The sequence below is a fragment of the Streptomyces sp. NPDC088910 genome, from assembly GCF_044749865.1.
Taxonomy (GTDB): domain Bacteria; phylum Actinomycetota; class Actinomycetes; order Streptomycetales; family Streptomycetaceae; genus Actinacidiphila.
This window is the reverse complement of sequence record NZ_JBIVIV010000014.1, coordinates 185035-207158: the sequence shown is the minus strand read 5'-3', so window position 1 is coordinate 207158 and position 22124 is coordinate 185035. Positions and strand designations below refer to the sequence as shown.

Sequence of the window (22124 nt, the reverse complement as noted above, 5' to 3'; positions counted from 1 at the left end):
CGTACGCATCATGGTGCGGCGGACGGCGCCAATGGGACCGCCCGGGGCGCTTCGAGGCGGGCGCTGACCCAGGTGAAGGCCGCGGGGAACATTCCGCCCCAGGTCTTCCAGTTGTGCCCGCCGCGGTCGATCCGCAGCGTGCTGACCGAGGTGGGCGGCCGGACGGCGGCGGTGATCCAGTCGCCGAATTTCGGCGGGCTCTCCGGGTCCTGCTTGCTGGACTCGATGAGGATGTGCACGTCGGGGCGGGTGTTCTGGGCCAGCCACAGCGGCGAGCGGACACCGCGGGCGGACTCGGCCGGATTGTCCGGGGCCATCGCGGCGGCGGCCACGAACCGGTCGGGGTGCTCGAGCGCCATCCGCACCGCGCAGTAGCCGCCGGTGGATATGCCCATCACGGCCCAGCCGCGCGGCGCCGGGAGCGTACGGAAATTGTGCGCGATCGTCTGCGCCACGTCGTCGGTGAGCCAGGTGCCGACCTTGCTCTTGCCCGGCACGTCGGCGCAGCCGGTGTTGGCCCGGTCCGGGGTGATGGTGGGCAGCACGAGTATCGCGGGCTCGGCGCGGCCGGCGGTGATCTCGTCCTGCATGATCTGGCCGAGCCGCATGCCGCGCAGGAAGCTGTGCGGGGTGCCGGGGATGCCGTGCAGGACCTCTATGACGGGGAAGCGGGTGTGCGCGAACTCCTTCTTCTTGTACTGCGGCGGCGTCCAGACGATGACGTCGCCCTTCGTCCCGGACTTCCAGCCGCGCACGGTGGCCTTCTCGAAGCCTTGGGAGTACGAGGCGAATTTGACCCGGTAGTCGGGCTTGGTGGGGGTGGGCGTGGCGGTGGGGCCCGCGACGGACTTGCCGCCGCTGTTGGCGTTGCCGAGCAGGTCGTCCCAGGACGCGTAGAAGCCGTAGTCGTTGTTGACCGTGACCATCACCACGAAGATCGCGGTGACCTGACAGAGCACGATCATCCCGACGCGGGCGACGACCCGTACCGGCCGCGGGCCCCGTACCCGCGGCCAGAGCAGCACCGCGCCCGCCACCGCGGCCACCGCGACGACGAGGAGCAGTACGGCGAATCCTCTGCTGGTCAGTCCCACGACACGCCTCTTCCCCCAACCGATCCCTACGGCTCCGATCACACCATGCCGCGAGGGAAGACCGATGGGCACCCCTGTTCGGTTGCTCCGCCTTTCGCCGGATCAGTCGGACGAGTGAGGCGGGGCGGTCGCCGGGGCCGCGGGATCGGGCCCGGTCAGTCGGTGAGCCAGCCGCGCAGCCGCTCCTCGGCCTCCAGCACGGCGGCGACCGCCACGTGCTCCTCGCGGGCGTGGGCGAGCTTGGGGTCGCCGGGGCCGTAGTTCACCGCGGGCACGCCGAGCGCGGAGAAGCGGGCCACGTCGGTCCAGGCGTCCTTGGGGGCGGGTTCGGTGCCGATGGCGCGGACGAAGGCGGCGGCGGCCGGGTGCGCGAGGCCGGGCAGCGCGCCCGGCGCGCTGTCGGTGAGCACCACGGTGAAGCCGTCGAAGACCTCCTCGGCGTGCGCGAGCGCCTCGGCCTCGCTCCGGTCGGGCGCGAAGCGGAAGTTGACGGTCACCGCGCAGGAGTCGGGGATCACATTGCCCGCGTGGCCGCCCTCGACCCGCACCGCGTTCAGCCCCTCGCGGTACTCCAGGCCGTCGATGACGACCCGGCGGGGCTCGTACACGGCGAGCCGGTCCAGGATCGGCGCGGCCTTGTGGATGGCGTTGTCCCCGAGCCAGCTCCGCGCCGAGTGCGCCCGGCGGCCGGTGGTCTCGACCCGGATCCGCAGGGTGCCCTGGCAGCCGCCCTCGACCTTGCCGTCGGTCGGCTCCATCAGCACCGCGAAGTCCCCGGCCAGCCACTCGGGGTGCCGCTCGACCAGCCGCTTGAGTCCGTTGAACTCGGCCGCGATCTCCTCGGCGTCGTAGAAGACGTAGGTCAGGTCGCGGTTCGGCGCGGTCAGGGTCGCCGCCAGCCGCAGCTGCACCGCCACGCCCGCCTTCATGTCCGAGGTGCCGCAGCCCCACAGCAGCCCGTTCTCGTCCAGCCGCGACGGCAGGTTGTCCGCGATCGGCACGGTGTCGATGTGGCCCGCGAGCACCACCCGCTCGGCGCGCCCGAGCCGGGTCCGCGCCACCACCGCGTCGCCGTCCCGGTCCACCGTCAGGTGCGGCAGCCCCCGCAGCGCCTCCTCCACCAGATCCGCCAGCGCCTTCTCCTGCTGGCTCACGGACGGCACGTCCACGAGTTGGGCGGTGAGCCGAGCGGCATCCTGGCTGAGGTCGAGTTCGCTGCGCATACGCCGAGCGTAGGGCCTCGGGCCCGGATGCCCCGAAGGCCCCGGCCGCCTGCCCCGTTCACGCGCACGGAGGAGAAAGCCGAAGACGGCGCCGTCGTAGGTCATTCGGGACCCGCCGCCTTCGGTACGCTCGGCGCGTGCCCAGCTCCCCCCCTCAGAAGCCCCCCAAGCGCAAGCGCCGGGGCCGCAAGATCGCCACAGCGGCCGTGGTGTTGCTGGGGCTCGCCACCTATGGCCTCTACCGCGCCGCGGAGGAGAACAAAGCGCCGGAAAGCGCGGACTGCACAGTGACGGCGGACGGCGACACGCTGGACATGAGCCCGTCGCAGGCGGCGAACGCGACGACGATCGCCGCCGTGGCCACCTCGCGCGGGCTGCCGGAAAGGGCGCTCACCATAGCCCTGGCCACGGCGTTGCAGGAGTCACGGCTGGACAATCTCGATCACGGCGACCGGGATTCGCTCGGACTGTTCCAGCAGCGCCCCTCGCAGGGCTGGGGCACCGCGCAGCAGGTCCAGGACCCGGTGTACTCGACGAACGCCTTCTTCGACGGCCTGGTGAAGATCGAGGGCTATTCGCGGCTGCCGCTGACCGTGGCGGCGCAGCGCGTGCAGAAGAGCGGCTTCCCCCAGGCGTACGCGAAGCACGAGGCGGACGCGACGCTGCTGTCGGCGGCGCTGTACGGCCGCAAGGCGGGCGCGCTGAGCTGTACGACGGGCTCGGACACGCCCTTCAGCGCGGGCGGCAAGCTGGGCAGTACGTCGCAGGTCACGGCCAGGCTGACGCGAGAGTTCGGCAGCCAGGTGAAGCCGGTGGCGGCCGACGAGCCGCGTACGGTCGCGGTGCCCGCCAGGCCCGCGGGCGGCGCGGCGGAGGGCGACGGCACCCGGCGCGGCTGGGAGCTGGCGCAGTGGGCGGTGGCGCACGCGCAGGACCTGAAGGTCGAGCAGGTGACCTTCGGCGGCCGGAAGTGGGCCGCGGCGCAGTCCGGCAAGGGCTGGCAGAAGCAGAAAGCGGGCGGCGCGCAGGGTTCCGCGACCGTCAAGCCGGACGGATACGTACGGATCACCGTCGCGCAATAGTGCGCGCATTCACTCGGAAGTGCCCGCTCCCGCGGTCAAACGCGGGCTGCGGGAAAACCGCTCGACCGGATGGCAATTCCCTTGCCGCAGCAGGGATGTGACGTTTCATCAAAGTCATATGAGCTGTCCGCTATATCCGATCTGTCGGATTCCTATAATGCGACACATTGCCAACTCTTTACCTCGAACGACCGCAACCTTCGGGCTCCTTGAGCGGTAGTCACGACGTCCGCCCGGCGGACGCAATACGTCCCCTCACGGAGCCAACTCCGTAAAAGGAGCACCATGTCCCTCCCCCTGACCCGCCGCTTCGCCCAGGCCGCCCTGCTGATCGGCGCCGCCGCCGCGCCGCTGATCGGAGCGGGCGCCGCGCAGGCCGCCGCGCTGCCGCCGACGGACCTGGGCGGGCTGAGCAATCTGGACGGCGCCAATGTCGGCAACACGCTGGACAGCGCTTCCCAGCAGGCCACCGGGGTGGCCGGGCAGGCCGGTACCCAGGCGATGAAGACCACGCTCCCGGCCACCGGCCGCATCGTGGGCACCGCGAGCAGGACCGCCGCCCCGGCCGCGCAGAAGGCCGCGGGCGACGCCGCCGACTCCGCGGGCCGGATCGTCGGCCAGACCGCCGAGTCCGCCGGTGGCGTCGCCCCGCACACCGAGACGCTGCCGGTCTCCGCGCTTCCCAACACCGGCCAACTGCCGGCCGGCGCGCTGCCCACCACCGACATGCTGCCGCTCAAGGGCCTCCCCCTGGGCTGATCGCCGAACCGCACGCGCGCGGGGGCCGGGAGCGACCGCTCCCGGCCCCCGCGTGTATCTGCCGGGCAGCGCTCTCAGACCGGCGAGGCGCCCTCAGGCCGGCCTGGTCGGGTCAGCCCAGCGGCTCAGCCCGGCGGAAGCGGTTCAGCGGAAGCGGTTCAGCGGAAGCGGTTCAGCGGGAGGGATTCAGCGGGAGCGGTTCAGCGCAGCCGCTCGACGGCCGCCGCCACCCGCTCGTCGACCGCCGTGAAGGCGATCCGGACGAACCGCTCGCCCGTCGGCCCGTAGAACTCGCCGGGCGCCACCAGGATGCCGCGCTTGGCCAGGTCGCCGACGGTGTCCCAGCAGTTCTCCGCGCGAGTCGCCCACAGGTACAAACTGGCCTCGCTGTGCTCGATCCGGAAACCCGCGCCCTCGAAGGCGGTCCGCAGGGCGGCGCGGCGGCGCGCGTACCGCTCCTTCTGCTCCACCGCGTGCTCGCGGTCGTCGAGCGCGGCGACCATCGCGGCCTGTACGGGCGCGGGCACGATCATGCCGACGTGCTTGCGGACCTCCAGCAGACCGGCGACGACGGACGCGTCACCGGCGAGGAAGGCGCCGCGGTAGCCCGCGAAGTTGGACCGCTTGGACAGCGAGTGGACGGCGATCAGCCCCTCGTGGCTGTCCCCGCACACGTCCGGGTGCAGTACGGAGACCGGCTCCGTACCCTCCCAGCCCAGCTCGATGTAGCACTCGTCGGACACCACGAGCACCCCGTGCTCGCGCGCCCACGCCACGATCCGGCGCAGCTCGGCGGCGGACAGCACCCGGCCCGTGGGGTTGGACGGGCTGTTGAGCCAGAGCAGCTTCAGGCCGTCCGGGTCGAGTTCGGTCACCGGGTCGTCGTACGTGACCGGCTCCGCGTGGGCCACCAGCGCGCCGATCTCGTACGTCGGGTAGGCGAGCCGCGGGTACGCGACCCGGTCGCCCGCCCCGATGCCCAGCAGCGTCGGCAGCCAGCCGACCAGTTCCTTGGAGCCGAGCAGCGGCAGGATGTTCGCCGGGTCGGCGCCGCTCACGCCGTGCCAGCGGCTGAGATATCCGGCGGCGGCCTCGCGCAGCGCGCGCGTGCCGTACGTCAGCGGATAGCCGGGGCTGTCGGCGGCGGCGGCGAGCGCGCGCCGGATCACCTCGGGCACCGGGTCCACCGGGGTCCCCACCGACAGGTCGACCACACCGTCCGGGTGCGCGACGGCCGTCGCCTTGTAGGGCTCCAGGCGGTCCCACGGGAAGACCGGGAGGCGGGCGGAGATGCTCACGTGCTCACTCTCGCTTGTCGATCGATGGTCCGTGATCGAAATGTCCATGACGGACGTACGCCGCGGCCCCGCACAGCGCCGAGCGTGGCTCGGTGCGCCGTACGGGGCCGGGCGGAGACTGCCCGACCGGGATCAGTGGTCCTGGCTCTGCGGGGGCAGCGCTGCGATGAAGGGGTGGTCGCGCTCGATGAGACCGAGCTTGGACGCGCCGCCGGGCGACCCCAGTTCGTCGAAGAACTCCACGTTCGCCTTGTAGTAGTCCTTCCACTCCTCCGGGGTGTCGTCCTCGTAGAAGATCGCCTCGACGGGGCAGACCGGCTCACAGGCGCCGCAGTCGACGCATTCGTCCGGGTGGATGTACAAGGACCTGGAGCCCTCGTAGATACAGTCGACCGGGCACTCTTCGATGCACGCCTTGTCCTTCAGGTCGACACAAGGCTGCGCGATGACGTAGGTCACGCTGTCGTTCCTCCTCGATAGGGCTCATCTCGCGCGGGAGCGCGGCGTCGTCGATGCCCGCACCTAGTATCTCCGTTCCTGAGCACGATCCGAACAGGAGGGGCACGCATGGCAGGGGATTTCTCTTCCGGAGCGCGGCTCGTGATCCGGATTACCCCGTCTGACGTGGGAAAACGCGTATCGGTACGGCAGGTTCTGGAGATCACCGACGGGCATCCTACGTTCACCGATACGGTCGGTGTTCTCGTATCGTGGGATGCGGGAGTGGTGTGCGTCACGCGGAGGTCCGGGGAAACGGTACGCATCGCCGAATCGCTCCTCGTCGCGGGGAAGGTGGTGCCGCCCACCCCGCCGTCACGGAGAATGTCGCGTGTGACGTCCGCGTCCCCCGAGGAGCTTGAGGCGTTCGCCTCGCGCGCCTGGCCCGCCACCGAGACCGCGCCGCTGGGCCGGTGGACACTGCGCTCGGCCGTCGCGGGCGAGCGAGAAGCGGAGCAGGACAAGGGCGGCGGGCGGCGGGAGGGCTTCACCCGCCGCGCCAACTCCGTCCTGGTGGACGGCGATCCCGACCGCCCGCTGGACGCCGCGCTCGACCACGTCGTCGGCTGGTACGGGGCGCGGGGCACGACACCGTATCTCCAGGTGCCCGACACCTCGCCCTACGCGGCCGAGTTGGAGCGCCGCGGGTGGGTACGGGAGGCGGACACGCTGGTCAGGGTCGCGCCGCTGGCGCCGCTCACCCGGCTGCCGGGCGCGGAGGCAGTCACGCTGTCCCGGACGCCCGACGCGGCGTGGCTGGCCGCCTACCACCGCACCGGCTCGCTCGCCGCCGCGGCGCTGAAGGTGGTCTCCGGCGGACCCTCGGTGTGGTTCGCGACCGCCCCCGGCGCCATCGGCCGGGCCGTGGTCGACGGGCCGTGGGTGCTGTTCGGCGCGGTCGAGGTGGCGCCCTCGCACCGCCGCAGGGGCCTGGCGACCGCCGTCATGGGCGCGCTCGCCCGGCGCGCCGCCGACGAGGGCGCGAGGAGCGCGTACCTCCAGGTGGAGGCCGACAACAAGGCGGCCCGCGCGCTCTACGACGGGCTCGGCTTCACCGACCACCACGGCTACCACTACCGGCGCCCCTCGGTATGAGCGCGGACGTACGGGAACGGTTCGCGGCGGCGGCGCGCGAGGAGCGCCCCGACCTGGCCGAGCTGTGCCTGCTGATCGGCGCGGAGGCCGACCCGGCGCTGGACGGCGTCGCGATCGACGCGGCCCAGATCGAGCTGGACCGGCTCGCCGGGATGCTCCCGTACGGCCTGACGACGCCGCTGGAGTGGGCGAACGCCCTGCACCGGCTGCTCGGGGCCCGGCTGGGCTTCCACGGCGAGCCCGGCGACTACCAGAAGCTCTCGTCGTCGCTGCTCCAGCAGGTGCTGCGGCGGCGGCGCGGGCTGCCGATCCTGCTGTCGGTGGTCTGGACGGAGGTCGCCCGCCGGGCCGGCGCGCCGGTGTACGGGGTCGCGCTGCCCGGCCACTATGTCGTCGGCTTCGGCGATCCGGCGGGCGCGTACGTCCTGGTCGACCCCTTCGAGGGCGGCCGGGTGCTGTCGGGGCCCGACGCGGAACTCCTGGTCGCGGGCGCGACCGGCGCCCCGCTGGCCCCCGGCATGCTCACGCCCGCCGATCCGCTGGACACCGTGCACCGCGTCCTGAACAACATCCGCGCCTGGGCGTCCGCCCGCCTCGAACAGGCCGCCGTCGAGCTGTGGACGATCGACCTCGCCCTGCTCCTCCCCCGCCACCCGGCCCGCCTGCGCTACGAGCGCGCCCAACTCCTCGTCCGCCTCGGCGACTTCACCGGCGGCGCCGCGGCCCTCGACGAGTACGCCGAACTGATCGGCGGTTTCGACCCGGAGACCGCGGAGAAGATCCGCCGCAAGGCCCGCGCGGCGCGGGCACTGCTGAACTGAGCCCCGGCGTTTAGAGCCAGCCCTTTTCGCGGGCGATACGGACCGCCTCCGCGCGGTTGCGCGCGCCCGTCTTCTGGATCGCGGTCGACAGGTAGTTGCGGACCGTGCCCTCCGACAGCAGCAGGCCGCGCGCGATGTCGGCGTTGACCGAACCGTCGGCGGCGGCCCGCAGCACCTCGCGCTCGCGGGCCGTCAGCGGGTCGGCGCCGTCGGCGAGCGCCGCGGCGGCCAGCGTGGGGTCGATGACGCGCTCGCCGCGCAGTACCCGCCGTACGGCGTCGGCCAGTTGGGCCGCCGGAGCGTCCTTGACCAGGAACGCCTCCGCGCCCGATTCCATCGCTCTGCGCAGGTAGCCGGGGCGGCCGAAGGTCGTGACGATCACGATTTTGACCTCCGGCAGCTCTTCGCGGAGGCGCGCCGCCGCCTCGATGCCGGTCAGGCCCGGCATCTCGATGTCCAGCAGCGCCACGTCCGGGCGGTGCGTCCTGGCCGCCGCCAGCACCTCGTCGCCGCGGGCCACCTGGGCGACGACCTCAAGGTCCTCTTCGAGGCCGAGGAGCGTCGCCAGTGCTTCTCGCACCATCGACTGATCCTCCGCGAGCAGCACCCGGACGCTTCTCCTCATCCCCCCACCCTAGGGCTCCGCCCTACGGTTCCCCGCCCGGTCGCCCGCCCCCCTTCCAGGGCTCGCCCCCCAGACCGCTCCCTCACCAGGCCGGTGGACCGATTCTTTCTAGGGCCTGGCCCCGAGACGGTCCTTCCGCCAGGGCGGCTGGCCGATCTTTTCAGGGGCGCGGCCCCGAGACGGTCCTTCCGCCAGGGCGGCTGGCCGATCTTTTCAGGGGCGCGGCCCCGAGGCGGTCCTTCCGCCAGGGCGGTGGGCCGATCTTTTCAGGGGCGCGCTCCCGAGGCGGTCCTTCCGCCAGGGCGGTGGGCCGATCTTTTCAGGGGCGCGGGGAACTGCGCGGCCCACCCCCACCGGGCTTTCAGCCCGAAAACAACCGCATCTGCCCCGCTGGGGCCGGTTCTCAAAGGCGCGCCACCGCGCGGGCTGAGCGCGCAGTTCCCCGCGCCCCTAAAGACACGTGGCTGGCCCCTCGGCAGAAGAACCGCCCCAGGGCGGGCCCCCTGAAGATCGGTCTACCGCCCAGGTTGAGAGGCCGCCCAGGGCCGCGCCCCGAAAGATCGGCGCGCCGCCCCGCAGGAGAACCGCCCGGGGGCGGGGCGGGGGGAACCCCGCGGCGGGGTTAGCCGAGGGCTTCGGTGAAGCTGGCGGCGCCCATGGCAGAGGTGACGGTGGCACGGTATTTGGGGCAGGAGCCCAAAGCGGCAGCGTCAAGATCGGCGGCGGTGCGCGGCTTCTGATCGGGGTGCTGCTCAATCCAGTTGGCGAGGTCGATGGCGAAGAACGCCTTGGCGCCCGCGGGGGCGCCGGAGTCCTTGATGCGGGGCCCCTCCTTGGCGAGGAAGGCGCAGAAGGTCGGCCCGTCGACCGGATTGGCACCGCCGGAGCCACCAGTGGCGGAGGCGGTGGCTGAGGCGGACGGAGAGGCGGCAGAAGCACTGCCGGTGGCCTTGCCCGACCCCGTGGCGGACGGCCTGGAACCCCCCGAGCCCCCGCCGCAGGCGGCCAGCAGGAGCACTCCGGCCACCGCGACCCCGGCCGCCGGCACCGTATGTCTGATCACACGTCTCGTAGCGGAACGCGTCACGTCGACTCCCCCCAGGAAGGCGCCACGGCGGCGCCCGGTGGCCGGACCGTACCGAGCGCGGAGGCCCGGCGTCCCACCCCCGGCACGGATGGTTACAGCGTGAGGACCCGGCGGTGACAGCCGGACCCGGACGCGGACCGCCGTATGACATCTGTCATGGGGAAGACACGACTCGCGGCACTGCACGGGCGAGGGGCGGGCGGGCGAAGCTTGGTGGCATGAGCGCGATGGGGATGACGACCGCGAACGGGCCGGGGGCCGCCGTCAAGGGCGAGCCCGTGGTCGCCTTCAGCGATGTGAACAAGAGCTTCGGGCCGGTGCGGGCCGTCGCGGAGCTGAGCCTGACGCTGCACCCGGGCGAGACGGTGGCCCTGCTGGGCCCGAACGGCGCGGGGAAGTCGACCGCGCTCGACCTGATGCTGGGGCTGCGGAACGCGGACAGCGGGAGCGTGCGGCTGTTCGGCACGACCCCGGCGCAGGCCATCGCGGCGGGCCGGGTGGGCGCGATGCTCCAGAGCGGCGGCCTGATGGAGGACGTGACCGTACGGGAGCTGGTGAGCCTGGCGTGCGACCTGCACCCGAAGGCGTACCCGGTGGACGAGGTGCTGGCCGGCGCCGACATCGCCGACATCGCCGACCGCAAGGTCAACAAGCTCTCCGGCGGTCAGGAGCAGCGCGTACGGTTCGCGCTCGCGACGGCCGGGGCGAACGACCTGATCGTGCTGGACGAGCCGACGGTCGGCATGGACGTCAGCGCGCGGCAGGCGTTCTGGGCCACGATGCGCGGCCAGGTGGAGCAGGGCAGGACCGTGCTGTTCGCCACCCACTACCTGGAGGAGGCGGACGCCATCGCGGACCGCGTCCTGGTGCTGCACCGGGGGCGGCTGATCGCCGACGGGACGGCCGCGGAGATCAAGGCGCGGGCGGGCGCCCGCCGGATCACCTTCGACCTGGACGGCACGCCGGACGAGCGGGCGCTCGGCGCGCTGCCGCACATCGTCGGCCTCGACATCACCGGCCCGACCGTCCGCATCCGCTCCGACGACGCGGACGCCACGACGCACGCCGTGTACGCGCTCGGCCTGTACCCGCGCAATCTGGAGGTCTCGGGCCTCGGCCTGGAGCAGGCCTTCCTCGCCATCACCGACGCAGCGTCCGCCGAGGAGGCGGAGAACCGATGAAGACCCTGGTCAGACTGGAGATCGTCCGCACCCTGCGGAACCGCAAGTTCATGTTCTTCTCGGTGCTCTACCCGGGCCTGCTCTTCCTGATCATCACGGCGGGCGCCGACAGGACGAAGAAGATCGACGGCCTGAATCTCACGCTGGTCGCGTACTACATGGTCGCGATGGCGGCGTTCGGCGCGATGACGGCGGTGCTGATGGGCAACGCCGAGCGGATCGCGCGGGAGCGCGAGAAGGGCTGGGTGCGGCAGTTGCGGCTGACCGCGCTACCCGGCCGCGGCTACGTCACCGCGAAGATCGCCTCCGCCGCGACCGTCAGCCTGCCGTCGATCCTGATCGTGCTGATCCTCGGCGCGACCGTGAAGAACGTCCGGCTGGACGCCTGGCAGTGGATCGCGATCCTGGGCGCGACCTGGGCGGGCAGCATGGTCTTCGCGGCGCTCGGCGTCGCCATCGGATACGTGGCCACGGCCGACGTCGCCCGGCCGGTCTCGATGCTCGCCTACTTCGTCCTGGCGATGCTCGGCGGTCTGTGGGTGCCGATCACCACCTTCCCGCACTGGCTCCGGACGACGGCCGACTACCTGCCGGGACGGCCGTACGCGGCGCTCGGCCAGTCCATCGAGTTCGGCAACGCGCCGCACGCCCGTGACATCGCCGTCCTCGCCTTCTACCTGCTGCTCTTCGCGGGTACGGCCGCCTGGCTGTACCGCAAGGACACGCAGAAGGCGTGACGCGGATGGCGAAGGAGCAGCAGGCGCGGCGGGCACAGGCACGGGCGCGGGACCGGGCGGAGGAGCAGGCGCGGGCGCGGGACCGGCCCTGGCCGCCGTGGCGGCAGGCGGTGGAGGACGCGGACACCACCGCCATGGGCCGCGCCCCCGAGACCCGCGGCCAGGCGTTGGTCAAGCTGATGTGGATCGGCATCTGGCTGCTCTACCTCGGCTCCCCCGTCAGCGACCTGGCCGACGGCCACCACGGCGCCCTGGTCACCGTCGTCGCCGGCTGCGGCCTGCTCGTCTTCGTCGTCTCCTACCTCGCCGTCGTCTTCCTGCGCACCAACACCGCGTACATGCAGGAGCGTTGGGTGTACGGGGTGCTCGCCGCCCAGCTCGCGCTCGCCTTCACGCTGTCCGCGACGCTCGGCAAGGACTGGCTGGTGATGTTCGTCTACGTGGCCGTCGCCTGCGGGGCGTCGCTGCCGGGCACACAGTCCCGGTGGGCGATTCCCGCGGTCACGGCGGCACTCGCCGGGGTCGGCGCCTGGGTCGACAGCAGCGGCGACCTCTACCCCGCGCTGGTCATCCCGGCCCTGCTCGGCGGCTTCGCGATGGTGGGCGTGCGGCAACTCGTCCGGACCATGCGGGAGTTGCGCGAGGCGCGGGAGACGGTGGCGCATCTGGCCGCCACCGAGGAGCGGTTGCGGCTCGCCCGTGACCTGCACGACCTGCTCGGGCACTCGCTGTCCCTGATCACGCTCAAGAGCGAACTGGCCGGGCGGATGCTGCCGGACCGGCCGCAGGACGCGGCGCGGCAGGTCGCCGACATCGAGAAGGTCAGCAGGCAGGCGCTGGTCGACGTACGGGAGGCGGTCAGCGGCTACCGCCGCCCGACGCTGGCCACCGAACTGGCCTCCGCGCGCTCCGCGTTGGCCTCCGCCGGGATCGCCGCGCGCGTCCACCAGCCGGACCGGCTGCCCGGTCTCGCCCCGGACGGCGAGGGCGCCCTGGCCTGGGCGCTGCGCGAGGCGGTGACCAATGTCGTCCGCCACAGCGGCGCCCTCACCTGCGTGATCGCCGTGAGCACCAGCGCGGACGGCGCCGCCGCCACCCTCACCGTCTCCGACGACGGCCGCGGCCCCGCTCCCCACCACACCCCCGGCAACGGCCTCAACGGCCTGACCGAGCGCCTCATCCTGGCCGGCGGCACCCTGCGCACCGCGCCCTCGGGCGACGGCGGCTTCCGCCTGACGGCGACGGTGCCGGTCGGCGCCGACGAGACGAGTCCGACCGGCGTCTGAGAACCCCTGGGGCCGTCTCAGCCCGCCACGTTCGGCAGGGTCACATCGCGCTTGGCGCCCGTCGCGTCCAGCGCGGGCAGCAGGGCGTCCGCGACGTCCTGCGGGGTGACGGCCCTGGTGGAGCCGTCCTTCGCCTTGAGCTTGACGGTGTCGAACGTGCCGCCGTAGAGCCCCTTGAGGACCGCGAGGTCGATGTGCGGCTGAAGCTTGCCGTCCGCGTCCGGCACCATCGTCAGGAACTTCGGGATCGACTTCATCGGCCCGAACTTGATGGACTTCAGGCCCGCCCGGACGACGACGAAGTCGGACATGGCCCGCTTGCCGAACCCGTTGACGGCGGCGTCCAGTTCGGCCTGGGTGACCTTCGGCGGGGTGGTCGTGACCGGCAGCGCGATGGCCGGGTTGGAGCCGGTCTCGGCGCGCGTACGGTACGCGGCGGCGACCTTGGCCGCGGCGGCGTTCACGTCGAAGGACTGGCCGGACTTGCCCGCCACCGGGACGGCCTTGCCGTCGGCGAAGCGGACCATGCCGTCGGAGCCCGAACCGCTCTGGCCCGCCAGTGACTTGAGCGCGACCCGCAGTTTGTCCTCGTCGACGACTATGACCGGGTCGGCGACGCGGCTGCCGCCGAAGAGCGAGCCGACGACGGAGACCGGGTTGTAGTCGGAGTGCGCGACCCCCCGGACCGTCGCGTCGGTGTCGACCGACAGGCCCGCCACCGACGGCTTGAGGCTCAACTTGCGGTCGCCGATGGTCAGTTCGAGCGGCGCGGTCTTGCGGTCACCGAGCGCGGTGTCCAGCATCTTGACCGCGTCGCCCTTGTTCTGGTTGCCGATGTCGACGCCCACCACGGTGGTGCCCTTCGGCACGTCGCCGTGGGTCATCAGCAGTCCGGCGCCGTACGCGAGCACCGCGACGGTGCACACCCCGACGCCCAGCAGGGCCACCTTGGAGCGGCCCTTCTTCTTCGCGGGCGGACGCGGCGCGGCGGGCGCGGGCTGCGCCGCGCGCGGCTCGGCGACGACGGGGGCGGGCACGGGACCGGCGCCGGGGCCGCCCGGCACGGGCGCGGCGGGACCCGGCGCACGCGGCGTGCGCGCTCCCGGACCTCCGGGCTGCACGGCCGGAATACCGCTGACCAACGTGTCGTCCGACAGCCGTCCGCCCGGGGCGTCCGGCACGACGGGCGGCCGGAAGCCGCCGCTGGTGTCCTCGGGACCGAGCCCGTCGCCGGGAGGCGTCGGGGCGCGGAAGCCGCCGCTGGTGTCCTCGGGGCCGGGTCCGTCGCCGGGCGTCGGCGGGCGGAAGGCGGAGGGGGCGGACCGGCCGCGCTGGTCGGCGGCGGGCGGCACCTGCATGTGGCCGGTCACCGGGCCGGAGGTCGGCCCCGCGGGCGGCTGGTACTCAGGGAAGGGGCTGTTGGGCCCATCGGCGGGCGGCGCGTAGGGGGCCGCGGCGGCCTGGGCACCGTACGGGGTGCTCAGCGGATCGGGACCCTGCCCCTGGCCCTGCCCTTGGCCCTGGCTCTGTCCCTGACCCTGGTCCTGGCCCTGGTCCTCGGGACGGCCGTACGGGTCGGGTCCGGGGAAGGTGCCCGCGGGCCGCGGCACTCCGGGCGGGAACGCGTCGATGCCGTACGGCGGCTCCGGCTGCGGCTCCGTACCGAATTCCGGGCCGAACTCCCCGGCGAAGAGCGACGGGACACCGGCGGCCGGGGTGTCGTGCGGGCCACGCGCGGAAGGGTCGCCGCCCTGCGGGGTGCCGACCGGCGGCGGGAGGTACGGCGTGGACGCCGTACCGGGCGCGGCGGCCGACGACGGGTACGGGCTCGAACCGGTACGGGAGTCGGCGCCCGCACCGGAGCCCGCACCGGCACCGGCAGCAGGACCGGCGCCCGTACCGGAACCCGCGCCGGGGGCGGGAGCGGAGCCAGGACCCGGCTGCCCGGCCTGGGACTTGCGCGGCGCGAACCAGTCGCTGGTCTTCTCCGGCTGCGGCTCCGGCTCGCCCGACGCCTCGGCGGCGGCCGGTTCCGCGGCGGGCGCGGGCTCGGGCGCGGGCGGCTCGGGCGCCGGGTTGTTCTCGTCGACCGGCTTGCGGACCACGACCGGCGGGATCGGGCGCGAACCGGGGATGTTGATCCGGATGCGCGTCGTCAGCGTCGTCTCGGTCTTCGGCTCGTCGGCCGGCGGCGGTTCGGGCGCGGCGGCCGGCTCGGGCGTACCGCCCGGTCGCGGACGCTCCTGCGGGTGCAGCGAAGGAAACGGGCGCGAGCCGTACGGCGGAGTGCCCGAGGGGTACGCGGCACCGCCGCGGCCCTGCGGCCCGGACGACGAACTGTCAGTTTCACGACTCAAAGCAGGCTCTCCCGGTTAGCTTCGCCACCCGTCACGGTTCTCCGCGGGCGGCTCGCCGGCGCGCACCACCATACCGACCGGCGTGTAACGACGACTCTGGTCCGGCGGAACGCTCGGTCTCAGCCAACCACGAGCCCGCCCCCGCCCGCCAAGTCAGGCGGTATTCGGCCCGGATGGGGGCAGTTGGGGCAGGGTGGCGCAGATCACGCCCGCCATGGCCCCGCCGAGCAGGTACACATACGGTCCGAGTCCGGCCGCGAACAGGAAGTCACCTTCGGGGCGGGTGGTGCTCAGCAGCATCACGCACACCAGCCAGACCCCGGCGGGCACGACCGCGCCGAGCCGGGTGCGGGTGAGCGTCACCCCGCCGTAGAAGACCGCCACGCAGCCCGCGAGGCCCAGCAGCAGCCCGCCGGGGAACCAGCCCGCCTGGACGAGCGCCCCGGCCGCCGCGACCAGCGCTCCGAGCACACCGAGGACGACGTACGCGACCACGCGCAGCGGCTGGCTCACCGCGCACCGCCGTCGGAGTCGGGACCGCCCTCGGCGGGGAAGAGGTCGTCGCCGCGGCCCTCGGTCAGGGCCTCGCCGCGCACCTGCCGGTAGTGCTCGGTGGCGAAGAACGGCTGGCCGAGGTCGTTGGAGAGCGCGAAGAAGGGGCCGTCCACGGCGATCTGGCTGGCGTGCGCGCGCATCGCGGCCGTCTTCTGCCCGGTGTGGTCGGCGCCGTCGACGGTGACGGTGACGAGGTCGTCGTCGACGACACCCGGCACGTCGTCCACGGAGGCGATCCCGCCGAAGGGGAAGTCCTTGCCCGCCGCCGCCAGCCGCGCGAAGCCCGCCTCGACGATCGAGCGCGGGGTGCAGATCTCGTAGACCCGCGCGATCCGGTGGCCCCGCTCGGCGGCCAGTTCGTAGCCGCGCAGCGCGACCCGGTGCGCCTGGATGTGGTCGGGGTGGCCGTAGCCGCCGTTGCTGTCGTACGTGACCAGCACCTGCGGGCGGGTGTCGAGGATCACCTCGGCCAGGTGTCCCGCCGCCTCGTCCAGGTCGGCCTGCCAGAAGCAGTCCTCGCGGTCGTTCTGGGAGACGCCCATCATCCCGGAGTCGCGGTAGCGGCCCGCGCCGCCGAGGAAGCGGTGGTCGGTGACGCCCAGCTCGGCCATCGCGGCCGCGAGTTCACCGATGCGGTACTCGCCGAGGGTGTCGTCGCGGTCGGCGGCCAGGTGCGCCAGCTCGGGCGGGATCACCTCGCCCTCTTCACCGAGGGTGCAGGTGACCAGGGTGACAAGGGCGCCCTCTGCCGCGTACTTGGCCATGGTCGCGCCGTTGTTGATCGTCTCGTCGTCCGGGTGGGCGTGGACGAGCAGCAGACGCCGCGCGGGAAGATCGGTCATGAGGGAAGCCTACGGCTCCCCGGCGTACCGCTCTTCCCCGCAGCTCACCGAGCCCGGCACGGGCCGCTCAGAACTTGATGTCCGAGATCATCCCCGCAACGTTGTTGGTGAGGTCTGTGATCTGTGGCGCCCAGGTTGAACTCGCCAGGTAGAAACCGAGCAACGTACAGGCGATCGCGTGCCCGGCTTTGAGCCCGGAACGGCGGATCAACAGGACGACGACGATCAGCAGCAGCAGCACCGCCGAAATCGAGAGTGCCACAGCGGCTCACCTCCCAGTACGCAGGGTCATGTCAGTTGCCACATGCTTATTACCCACCCACGGCTACTGATCATAACTTTCCGTGCCACCGCATATGTCGGGGCACGGAAGCACATGGGGGCGCATGACCAGATCCAGCCACCGGGCGCGGTCCTCGCGGTGGTGCTCCGGCGCAGGTGGGGAGGTACGGCGGCGGCCGGTCCCCGGGAAGAACGGCGAGTGTCGGACGTACGGCCTAGTGTCACGGATATGACGCAGCTCTCATTCCCCCGACAGCACGCCCGTACGCAGCGGTTCACCCTCGGCGCCCCGCGCTCCTTCACCGTGTCGCCCGACGGCGGCCGAGTGGTGTTCCTCAGATCCCGCGCCGGGGACGACCCGTCACATCTGCTGTGGGTCCGTGACCTGCGGGAAGAAAGGGCGGGCGAGGGCGCGGGCACAGAGTACGCGGCGGCCGACCCCGCGGCGCTGCTCGGCGGCGGCCAGGAGGAGCTGTCGGCGGCCGAGCGGGCGCGCAGGGAGCGCAGCCGGGAGGGCTCCGCGGGCGTCGTGGGCTACGCGGTGGACGACACGGTGTCGCTGGCCGCCTTCGCGCTCTCCGGGCGGCTGTTCACCGCCGGGCTGCTGCCGGGGGCCGCGGGGGCACGGGAGTTGACGGTGCCGGGTCCCGTGGTCGATCCGCGGCCCTCGCCGGACGGCCGGTGGGTGGCGTACGCCTCGGGCGGCGCGCTGCGGGTCGTGGCGGCCTCGGGCGCGGACGACAGGGCGCTGGCGGAGCCGGACGGCGAGTCGGTGTTCTGGGGGCTGGCGGAGTTCATCGCCGCCGAGGAGATGTCGCGCAGCCGCGGCTTCTGGTGGGCGCCGGACAGCTCCGCGGTGCTCGCCGCGCGGGTGGACGAGTCACCGGTCGGCCGCTGGTGGATCTCCGACCCGGCGCACCCCGAGCGCCCGCCGGCCGAGGTGGCCTACCCGGCCGCCGGTACGGACAACGCGGTGGTGACGCTCGCGCTGCTCGGCCTGGACGGCTCCCGGGTGGACGTGGAGTGGGACCGGGAGCGCTACCCGTACCTGGCGGCCGTCCACTGGTCGGCGGCCGGTCCGCCGGTCCTGCTGGTGCAGGCCCGCGACCAGCGCGAACAGCTCTACCTGAACGTGGACATCGCGACCGGTACGACGCGGACGCTGCGCACGGAGGAAGATCGAATTTGGCTGGATCTCTTCCCCGGCGTCCCCGCCACCACGTCCGACGGCACCTTGGTGCGGATCGCCGACGAGGGCGACGTACGGGTGCTGATGGTCGGCGACCGGGCGCTGACCGGTCCCGAGTCGCATGTGCGGGCGGTGCTGGACGTCGGCGACGAGGACGTGCTGATCGCCGCGTCGGCGGGCGCCGCCGCCGCCGAGCCGGAGATCGGCGAGCTGCATGTGCTGCGGGTGAGCGAGCGGGGCGTGGAGCGCGTCTCGACCGAGCCCGGCGTGCACACCGCGACGCGCTCGGAGCGGGTGACGGTGCTGCACTCGGCGACGCCGGACCGTCCGGGGCGCACGGCGCGGGTGCTGCGCGACGGCGAGCAGATCGCGGAGATCGCCTCGTACGCGCAGACGCCGTCGCTGACCGCCAGGGCGCGGCTGACCGAGGCGGGCGAGGACCGCATCCCGGCCGCCGTCCTGCTGCCGAGCGGATACGCCGAGGGCGACGGGCCGTTGCCGGTGCTGCTCGACCCGTACGGCGGCCCGCACGGCCAGCGGGTGCAGGCGGCGCACAACGCGCATGTGGTCTCGCAGTGGTTCGCCGACCAGGGCTTCGCGGTGATCGTCGCGGACGGCCGCGGCACCCCGGGGCGCTCCCCCGGCTGGGAGAAGGCCATGGCGGACAAGCTGATCGAGGTGTCGCTGACCGACCAGATCGCCGCGCTGCACGCGCTGGCGGGGACGTATCCGCTGGATCTGGGCCGGGTGGCCATTCGCGGCTGGTCGTTCGGCGGCACGCTGGCCGCCGCGGCGGTGCTGCGCCGTCCGGACGTCTTCCACGCGGGCGTCTCGGGCGCGCCGTTGACCGACCAGTGGCTCTACGACACGCACTACACCGAGCGTTACCTGGGGCAGCCCGGCGAGCGGCCGGGCGTGTACGAGGCGAATTCGGTGGTCACGCGGGACGGCATCACCGAACTCGCCGAGCCCGCCAGGCCGTTGATGATCATCCACGGCCTGGCCGACGACAACGTGATGGTGGCCAACAGCCTGCGGCTGTCCACCGCCCTGCTCGCCGCGGGCCGCCCGCACGAGGTGCTGCCGCTGTCCGGCATCACGCACATGACGCCGCAGGAGCAGGTCGCGGAGAATCTGCTGCTGCTCCAAGTGGACTTCCTGAAGCGGTCCCTGGGCCTGGACAGGAGCTGAGGTCCAGCCGCGCGGATGATCAGCGTCCGTCGCCGCCCGGCTCCCGCGGGAAGCCGGGCGGGGGCGGCGGATAGCCCGGCGGGGACTGCGGCGGAAACTGCGGCGGCGGCCCGAATCCCCCGCCCGCGGGCGGCTGTTGAGGCGGCTGGGAATAAGGGGACGCGTGGGGCGGCTGACCCCGGCCGCCGGGAGCGGGCGCGGAGCCCGGCGCCGAACCCGGTGCCGAGCCCGGCGTTGACCCCGGCGCGGATGCGGGCACGGACCCCGGCGCCGCGCCGTACCCCTGCGGCGGCGGACCCCAAGCGGGCACCGGCCGCGGGCCGTCCGTACTCCTGCCGGGCACCGCCAGCAGCAGGAGCACCACAAGCCCCACCGCCAACTCGACCACCAGGAAGACCTGCTGACTCTTCTGATACAGCGGCAGGTGGTCGAACTCGAACAGCTGGTGGTAGCTGTGCCAGTTGTCCAGCGCGACGACGCAGAAGACGACCGCCGCGAAGCCGAAGGCGACGCCGAGCGCCCTGGAAGCCGCCGACTTCGCGAAGGCGACCCAGGCGACGAGCAGCGCGAACACGACCCGCAGCCAGCCCGCGTAGGCGACCGGCATGCCGAGCAGCGTGGTCAGCGTGCCCTCGCCGGTCAGCAGGTGCCGGTAGAAGTGCGGCGGAAAGTCGTTGGCCGTCGTGTACTTGTGCGTCTCGAAGATTTGCCAGCCGGCCCCCTCGATCGCGAGCAGCACCAGCAGCACCCCCGCGGCCACCGCCGCTCCGCGCCGCGGCCCCACCGGCGCGGCGCCGGGCCCGCTCGACGGCGCGGTGTCCGACGGCGCACCGCTCAGCGGCACATCCCCGACCGGCGCGCCGCCCCGCACCGGGCGCCCGCCCGCGAGGCCGATGACCACGAGCGCGATCCCGCCGAGCGTGAAGACGACCGCGGTGGCCAGCGCCCGGGTGTGCATCTGCGCCCCGGCGGTCCAGTCGGACTGGAAGATCCACAGACCGGGCAACCGATATCCGAACGCGAAGACCCCGGCGGTCACGAAGGCCCACCCGGCGGCGGGCCGCGCGGACCACACCAGGGCGCCGAGCAGGACCACGAGCAGTACGCCGTCCAGCGCCGCGGTGGCCAGCAAAGCGTGCTGGTAGACGGCGTGGTCGAGGCCGAGCCAGGCCCAGAGCGTGTCGTGGAATCCGACGTGCTTGATGTCGCGGACCGTCCAGGCGATCTCCACCGCGACGAGAACCGCGCAGATCAGCGCCCCCGCGATCCGCGCTCCCGGCGCGAGTGTCCGCGGTCCGACCGGACCTGGCGGCGTGAAGCCGGACCCCTGCCCGTACGGCGACTGCTGCTGCATACCCTGCTGCATGGCCTTCTCCCCCATGGCCCAGTGTTCCCTCAGATATACCCGTGCCACTTGGGGTAGGAACAGTCGGTTCGCGAACCAGGAGGAGACTGCGGGGAGTTGACGAGCGGCCGGCCGGGGTCGCTCGCGACGCCCGGCCGGCCTACGGCACCCGCACGGCCGTACGTTGTTCAGACTGCTACGTCCGTATATCGGAGTTGCGACGGCTAAGTTGCACGCATGTTAACGCGCTTCGCCTGGATATATCCGAAATGCCCGATGTTTTGGATCACTGTCAAGCACGTACGGAGGACGATCTGCAAAATCTTCGCTCAAGATGCCAAACAACAAGCTTTCTTCCCTCCTTCCCCCCTTGACTGAAGGTTGATTCCATTGCGAAAGTCCGCTCAACCCGCGACGCACAACCCCGTCGCGTCGACCAGACTCCTGCTGCGGGGGCAATCGCGATGACGAGTTCCACATCGACCACGGTCACCGAGCCGATCGGTGACCCCGGCGACCCCGGGAAGGAGGGGGCAGCGGCCACGAAGGTGGACCCCGAGTTGGTCGGGCGGTCACCGGGCCAGCTCATGTGGCGGCGGTTCAGGCGCGACCGAACCGGTGTCATATCGGCCTATGTGGTCCTGTTCTTCTTCGCGATAGCGATCTTCGCTCCCTTGATCGCCAAGCTGTACGGCAAGAACCCGTACACTCTCTACGGGCAGAACAGTCCGGACCTGCTCAACGAGTTCGGCTACCCGGTCGCGCCCAACGGCGGTATCAGCAGCCACTTCTGGTTCGGCATCGAACCCACGCTGGGCCGCGACGTCTTCACCCAGCTCCTCTACGGCATCCGCACCTCGCTGGCGATCAGCATCGCGGTGACGATCATCGTCACCATCACCGCGATCATCCTCGGTGTGGTCGCCGGATACATGGGCGGCAAGACGGACTACTTCATCGGCCGGATCAGCGACCTGCTGATGGCGTTCCCCGCCCAGCTCTTCTTCGTCGCTTTCATGCCCGTGGTCACCGCGCTTCTGGTGTCGCCGTCCGACGCGACCCCCACCTACATCCGCGTGATCGCGCTGATCGTGGTGCAGTGGTTCCTCGGCTGGATGGGTCTGGCCCGCTTGCTGCGCGGCCAGGTGCTCACGCTTCGGGAGCGTGAGTTCATCGAGGCCGCCCGGGTCACCGGCGCCTCGCCCTGGCGCATCGTCCGCCGGGAACTGCTGCCCAACCTGGTCACCCCGATCCTGGTGCAGAGCACGCTCATGCTGCCCGGGTTCGTGACCGCCGAGGCGGGCCTGTCCTTCCTCGGTGTCGGCCTCGTGGAGCCGACCCCCGACTGGGGACGGATGTTCGCCAGAGCCGGTGAGATCTACCAGAACGACCTCACCTACATGTTCTTCCCGGGTATCGCCATGGTGATCTTCATCGTCGCGTTCAACCTGCTCGGGGACTCGGTCCGGGACGCGTTCGATCCGAAGACCGCACGCTGAGGAAGCACAGCAACAGGGGGTGGCTGCCGCCCCTCTCACCAGGAGAGCCAGGCAGCTAACAGGTAACAACGAACAGGG

20 protein-coding genes are annotated in these 22124 nt (G+C 72.5%); 9 read left to right on the top strand and 11 right to left on the bottom strand.

Annotation, left to right across the window (positions count from 1 at the left end; genetic code table 11):
- Nucleotides 1-8: 8 nt before the first annotated feature.
- Both ACIP4Z_RS29120 and dapE read right to left on the bottom strand, forming a co-directional pair.
- Nucleotides 9-1094 carry an alpha/beta fold hydrolase gene (locus ACIP4Z_RS29120; protein WP_391161650.1) on the bottom strand — a complete coding sequence of 362 codons (1086 nt, stop codon included), beginning with the start codon at nt 1092-1094 and terminating at the stop codon, nt 9-11.
- 155 nt (nt 1095-1249) lie between these two features.
- Nucleotides 1250-2317 (bottom strand): succinyl-diaminopimelate desuccinylase, encoded by a 1068-nt coding sequence (dapE, locus tag ACIP4Z_RS29115; protein ID WP_401313081.1) that lies wholly within the window; start codon nt 2315-2317, stop codon nt 1250-1252.
- Between the two features lie 137 nt (nt 2318-2454).
- On the opposite strand from dapE, the gene ACIP4Z_RS29110 reads away from it, so the two are divergent.
- Both ACIP4Z_RS29110 and ACIP4Z_RS29105 read left to right on the top strand, forming a co-directional pair.
- Nucleotides 2455-3399, top strand: coding sequence for a heavy metal transporter (locus tag ACIP4Z_RS29110; RefSeq protein WP_401313078.1), 945 nt, complete (start codon nt 2455-2457; stop codon nt 3397-3399).
- Between the two features lie 285 nt (nt 3400-3684).
- On the top strand, nt 3685-4158 hold the full coding sequence (locus ACIP4Z_RS29105) for an ATP-binding protein (protein ID WP_355348208.1): 474 nt from the start codon (nt 3685-3687) through the stop codon (nt 4156-4158).
- Nucleotides 4159-4358: 200 nt separating this feature from the next.
- Here ACIP4Z_RS29105 and dapC read toward each other — a convergent pair whose 3' ends face one another.
- Both dapC and fdxA read right to left on the bottom strand, forming a co-directional pair.
- A complete protein-coding gene (gene dapC / locus ACIP4Z_RS29100) occupies nt 4359-5504 on the bottom strand; it encodes a succinyldiaminopimelate transaminase (protein ID WP_401313075.1) in 1146 nt (381 codons plus the stop codon).
- Nucleotides 5505-5588: 84 nt separating this feature from the next.
- On the bottom strand, nt 5589-5915 hold the full coding sequence (gene fdxA, locus ACIP4Z_RS29095; protein ID WP_355348214.1) for a ferredoxin: 327 nt from the start codon (nt 5913-5915) through the stop codon (nt 5589-5591).
- Between the two features lie 372 nt (nt 5916-6287).
- Between fdxA and ACIP4Z_RS29090 the strand changes: the two genes are divergently transcribed.
- Complete coding sequence (locus ACIP4Z_RS29090; RefSeq protein WP_401313072.1) at nt 6288-7049, top strand: GNAT family N-acetyltransferase; 762 nt, start codon at nt 6288-6290, stop codon at nt 7047-7049.
- Nucleotides 7046-7870 carry a tetratricopeptide repeat protein gene (locus ACIP4Z_RS29085; protein ID WP_391049299.1) on the top strand — a complete coding sequence of 275 codons (825 nt, stop codon included), beginning with the start codon at nt 7046-7048 and terminating at the stop codon, nt 7868-7870. Before ACIP4Z_RS29090 ends, ACIP4Z_RS29085 begins: the two co-directional genes overlap by 4 nt.
- 10 nt (nt 7871-7880) lie before the next feature.
- Here ACIP4Z_RS29085 and ACIP4Z_RS29080 read toward each other — a convergent pair whose 3' ends face one another.
- Both ACIP4Z_RS29080 and ACIP4Z_RS29075 read right to left on the bottom strand, forming a co-directional pair.
- Nucleotides 7881-8495: a response regulator transcription factor gene (locus ACIP4Z_RS29080; RefSeq protein ID WP_355348223.1), complete on the bottom strand. Its 615-nt coding sequence runs from the start codon at nt 8493-8495 to the stop codon at nt 7881-7883.
- Nucleotides 8496-9117: 622 nt separating this feature from the next.
- Nucleotides 9118-9558, bottom strand: a complete 441-nt coding sequence (locus tag ACIP4Z_RS29075) for a hypothetical protein (RefSeq protein ID WP_401313067.1) — start codon at nt 9556-9558, stop codon at nt 9118-9120.
- A gap of 251 nt (nt 9559-9809) precedes the next feature.
- On the opposite strand from ACIP4Z_RS29075, the gene ACIP4Z_RS29070 reads away from it, so the two are divergent.
- The 3 genes from ACIP4Z_RS29070 (at nt 9810) to ACIP4Z_RS29060 (ending at nt 12786) form a co-directional block, all read left to right on the top strand.
- Nucleotides 9810-10763: an ABC transporter ATP-binding protein gene (locus tag ACIP4Z_RS29070; protein WP_355348350.1), complete on the top strand. Its 954-nt coding sequence runs from the start codon at nt 9810-9812 to the stop codon at nt 10761-10763.
- Nucleotides 10760-11500 carry an ABC transporter permease gene (locus ACIP4Z_RS29065; protein ID WP_355348229.1) on the top strand — a complete coding sequence of 247 codons (741 nt, stop codon included), beginning with the start codon at nt 10760-10762 and terminating at the stop codon, nt 11498-11500. Before ACIP4Z_RS29070 ends, ACIP4Z_RS29065 begins: the two co-directional genes overlap by 4 nt.
- A 134-nt stretch (nt 11501-11634) precedes the next feature.
- Entirely contained in the window at nt 11635-12786 is a 1152-nt protein-coding gene (locus ACIP4Z_RS29060; protein WP_391161742.1) for a histidine kinase, read from the top strand.
- A 17-nt stretch (nt 12787-12803) separates the two neighbouring features.
- On the opposite strand, the gene ACIP4Z_RS29055 is transcribed toward ACIP4Z_RS29060, so the two are convergent.
- The 4 genes from ACIP4Z_RS29055 to ACIP4Z_RS29040 all read right to left on the bottom strand — a co-directional run bounded on the left by ACIP4Z_RS29055 (nt 12804) and on the right by ACIP4Z_RS29040 (nt 16802).
- The gene (locus ACIP4Z_RS29055) at nt 12804-15143 is read right to left on the bottom strand and encodes a hypothetical protein (RefSeq protein ID WP_401313064.1); all 2340 of its coding nucleotides are present in this window, start codon (nt 15141-15143) and stop codon (nt 12804-12806) included.
- Nucleotides 15144-15296: 153 nt separating this feature from the next.
- Complete coding sequence (locus ACIP4Z_RS29050; RefSeq protein ID WP_317453004.1) at nt 15297-15656, bottom strand: DUF6113 family protein; 360 nt, start codon at nt 15654-15656, stop codon at nt 15297-15299.
- A complete protein-coding gene (mshB, locus tag ACIP4Z_RS29045; RefSeq protein WP_391161658.1) occupies nt 15653-16540 on the bottom strand; it encodes an N-acetyl-1-D-myo-inositol-2-amino-2-deoxy-alpha-D-glucopyranoside deacetylase in 888 nt (295 codons plus the stop codon). The genes ACIP4Z_RS29050 and mshB overlap by 4 nt, the downstream gene beginning before the upstream one ends.
- Nucleotides 16541-16607: 67 nt before the next feature.
- Nucleotides 16608-16802 (bottom strand): hypothetical protein, encoded by a 195-nt coding sequence (locus tag ACIP4Z_RS29040; RefSeq protein WP_355348242.1) that lies wholly within the window; start codon nt 16800-16802, stop codon nt 16608-16610.
- A 249-nt stretch (nt 16803-17051) separates the two neighbouring features.
- Here ACIP4Z_RS29040 and ACIP4Z_RS29035 point away from each other — a divergent pair, with 249 nt between their 5' ends.
- Nucleotides 17052-19202 (top strand): prolyl oligopeptidase family serine peptidase, encoded by a 2151-nt coding sequence (locus tag ACIP4Z_RS29035; RefSeq protein WP_401313059.1) that lies wholly within the window; start codon nt 17052-17054, stop codon nt 19200-19202.
- Nucleotides 19203-19221: 19 nt separating this feature from the next.
- Here the strand turns inward: ACIP4Z_RS29035 and ACIP4Z_RS29030 are convergent, their stop codons facing one another.
- On the bottom strand, nt 19222-20568 hold the full coding sequence (locus ACIP4Z_RS29030) for a hypothetical protein (protein WP_401313056.1): 1347 nt from the start codon (nt 20566-20568) through the stop codon (nt 19222-19224).
- A 443-nt stretch (nt 20569-21011) separates the two neighbouring features.
- Between ACIP4Z_RS29030 and ACIP4Z_RS29025 the strand changes: the two genes are divergently transcribed.
- The gene (locus tag ACIP4Z_RS29025) at nt 21012-22046 is read left to right on the top strand and encodes an ABC transporter permease (protein WP_355348251.1); all 1035 of its coding nucleotides are present in this window, start codon (nt 21012-21014) and stop codon (nt 22044-22046) included.
- Nucleotides 22047-22124: the final 78 nt, after the last annotated feature.

Bases quoted from the DNA above. Each gene is read 5' to 3' on its own strand.
- dapE (WP_401313081.1), bottom strand. From the start codon at position 2,317: ATGCGCAGCGAACTCGACCTCAGCCAGGATGCCGCTCGGCTCACCGCC.
- ACIP4Z_RS29105 (WP_355348208.1), top strand. From the start codon at position 3,685: ATGTCCCTCCCCCTGACCCGCCGCTTCGCCCAGGCCGCCCTGCTGATC.
- dapC (WP_401313075.1), bottom strand. From the start codon at position 5,504: ATGGACATTTCGATCACGGACCATCGATCGACAAGCGAGAGTGAGCAC.
- ACIP4Z_RS29085 (WP_391049299.1), top strand. From the start codon at position 7,046: ATGAGCGCGGACGTACGGGAACGGTTCGCGGCGGCGGCGCGCGAGGAG.
- ACIP4Z_RS29080 (WP_355348223.1), bottom strand. From the start codon at position 8,495: ATGAGGAGAAGCGTCCGGGTGCTGCTCGCGGAGGATCAGTCGATGGTG.
- ACIP4Z_RS29070 (WP_355348350.1), top strand. From the start codon at position 9,810: ATGGGGATGACGACCGCGAACGGGCCGGGGGCCGCCGTCAAGGGCGAG.
- ACIP4Z_RS29065 (WP_355348229.1), top strand. From the start codon at position 10,760: ATGAAGACCCTGGTCAGACTGGAGATCGTCCGCACCCTGCGGAACCGC.
- ACIP4Z_RS29060 (WP_391161742.1), top strand. From the start codon at position 11,635: ATGGGCCGCGCCCCCGAGACCCGCGGCCAGGCGTTGGTCAAGCTGATG.
- mshB (WP_391161658.1), bottom strand. From the start codon at position 16,540: ATGACCGATCTTCCCGCGCGGCGTCTGCTGCTCGTCCACGCCCACCCG.
- ACIP4Z_RS29035 (WP_401313059.1), top strand. From the start codon at position 17,052: ATGACGCAGCTCTCATTCCCCCGACAGCACGCCCGTACGCAGCGGTTC.
- ACIP4Z_RS29030 (WP_401313056.1), bottom strand. From the start codon at position 20,568: ATGCAGCAGGGTATGCAGCAGCAGTCGCCGTACGGGCAGGGGTCCGGC.
- ACIP4Z_RS29025 (WP_355348251.1), top strand. From the start codon at position 21,012: ATGACGAGTTCCACATCGACCACGGTCACCGAGCCGATCGGTGACCCC.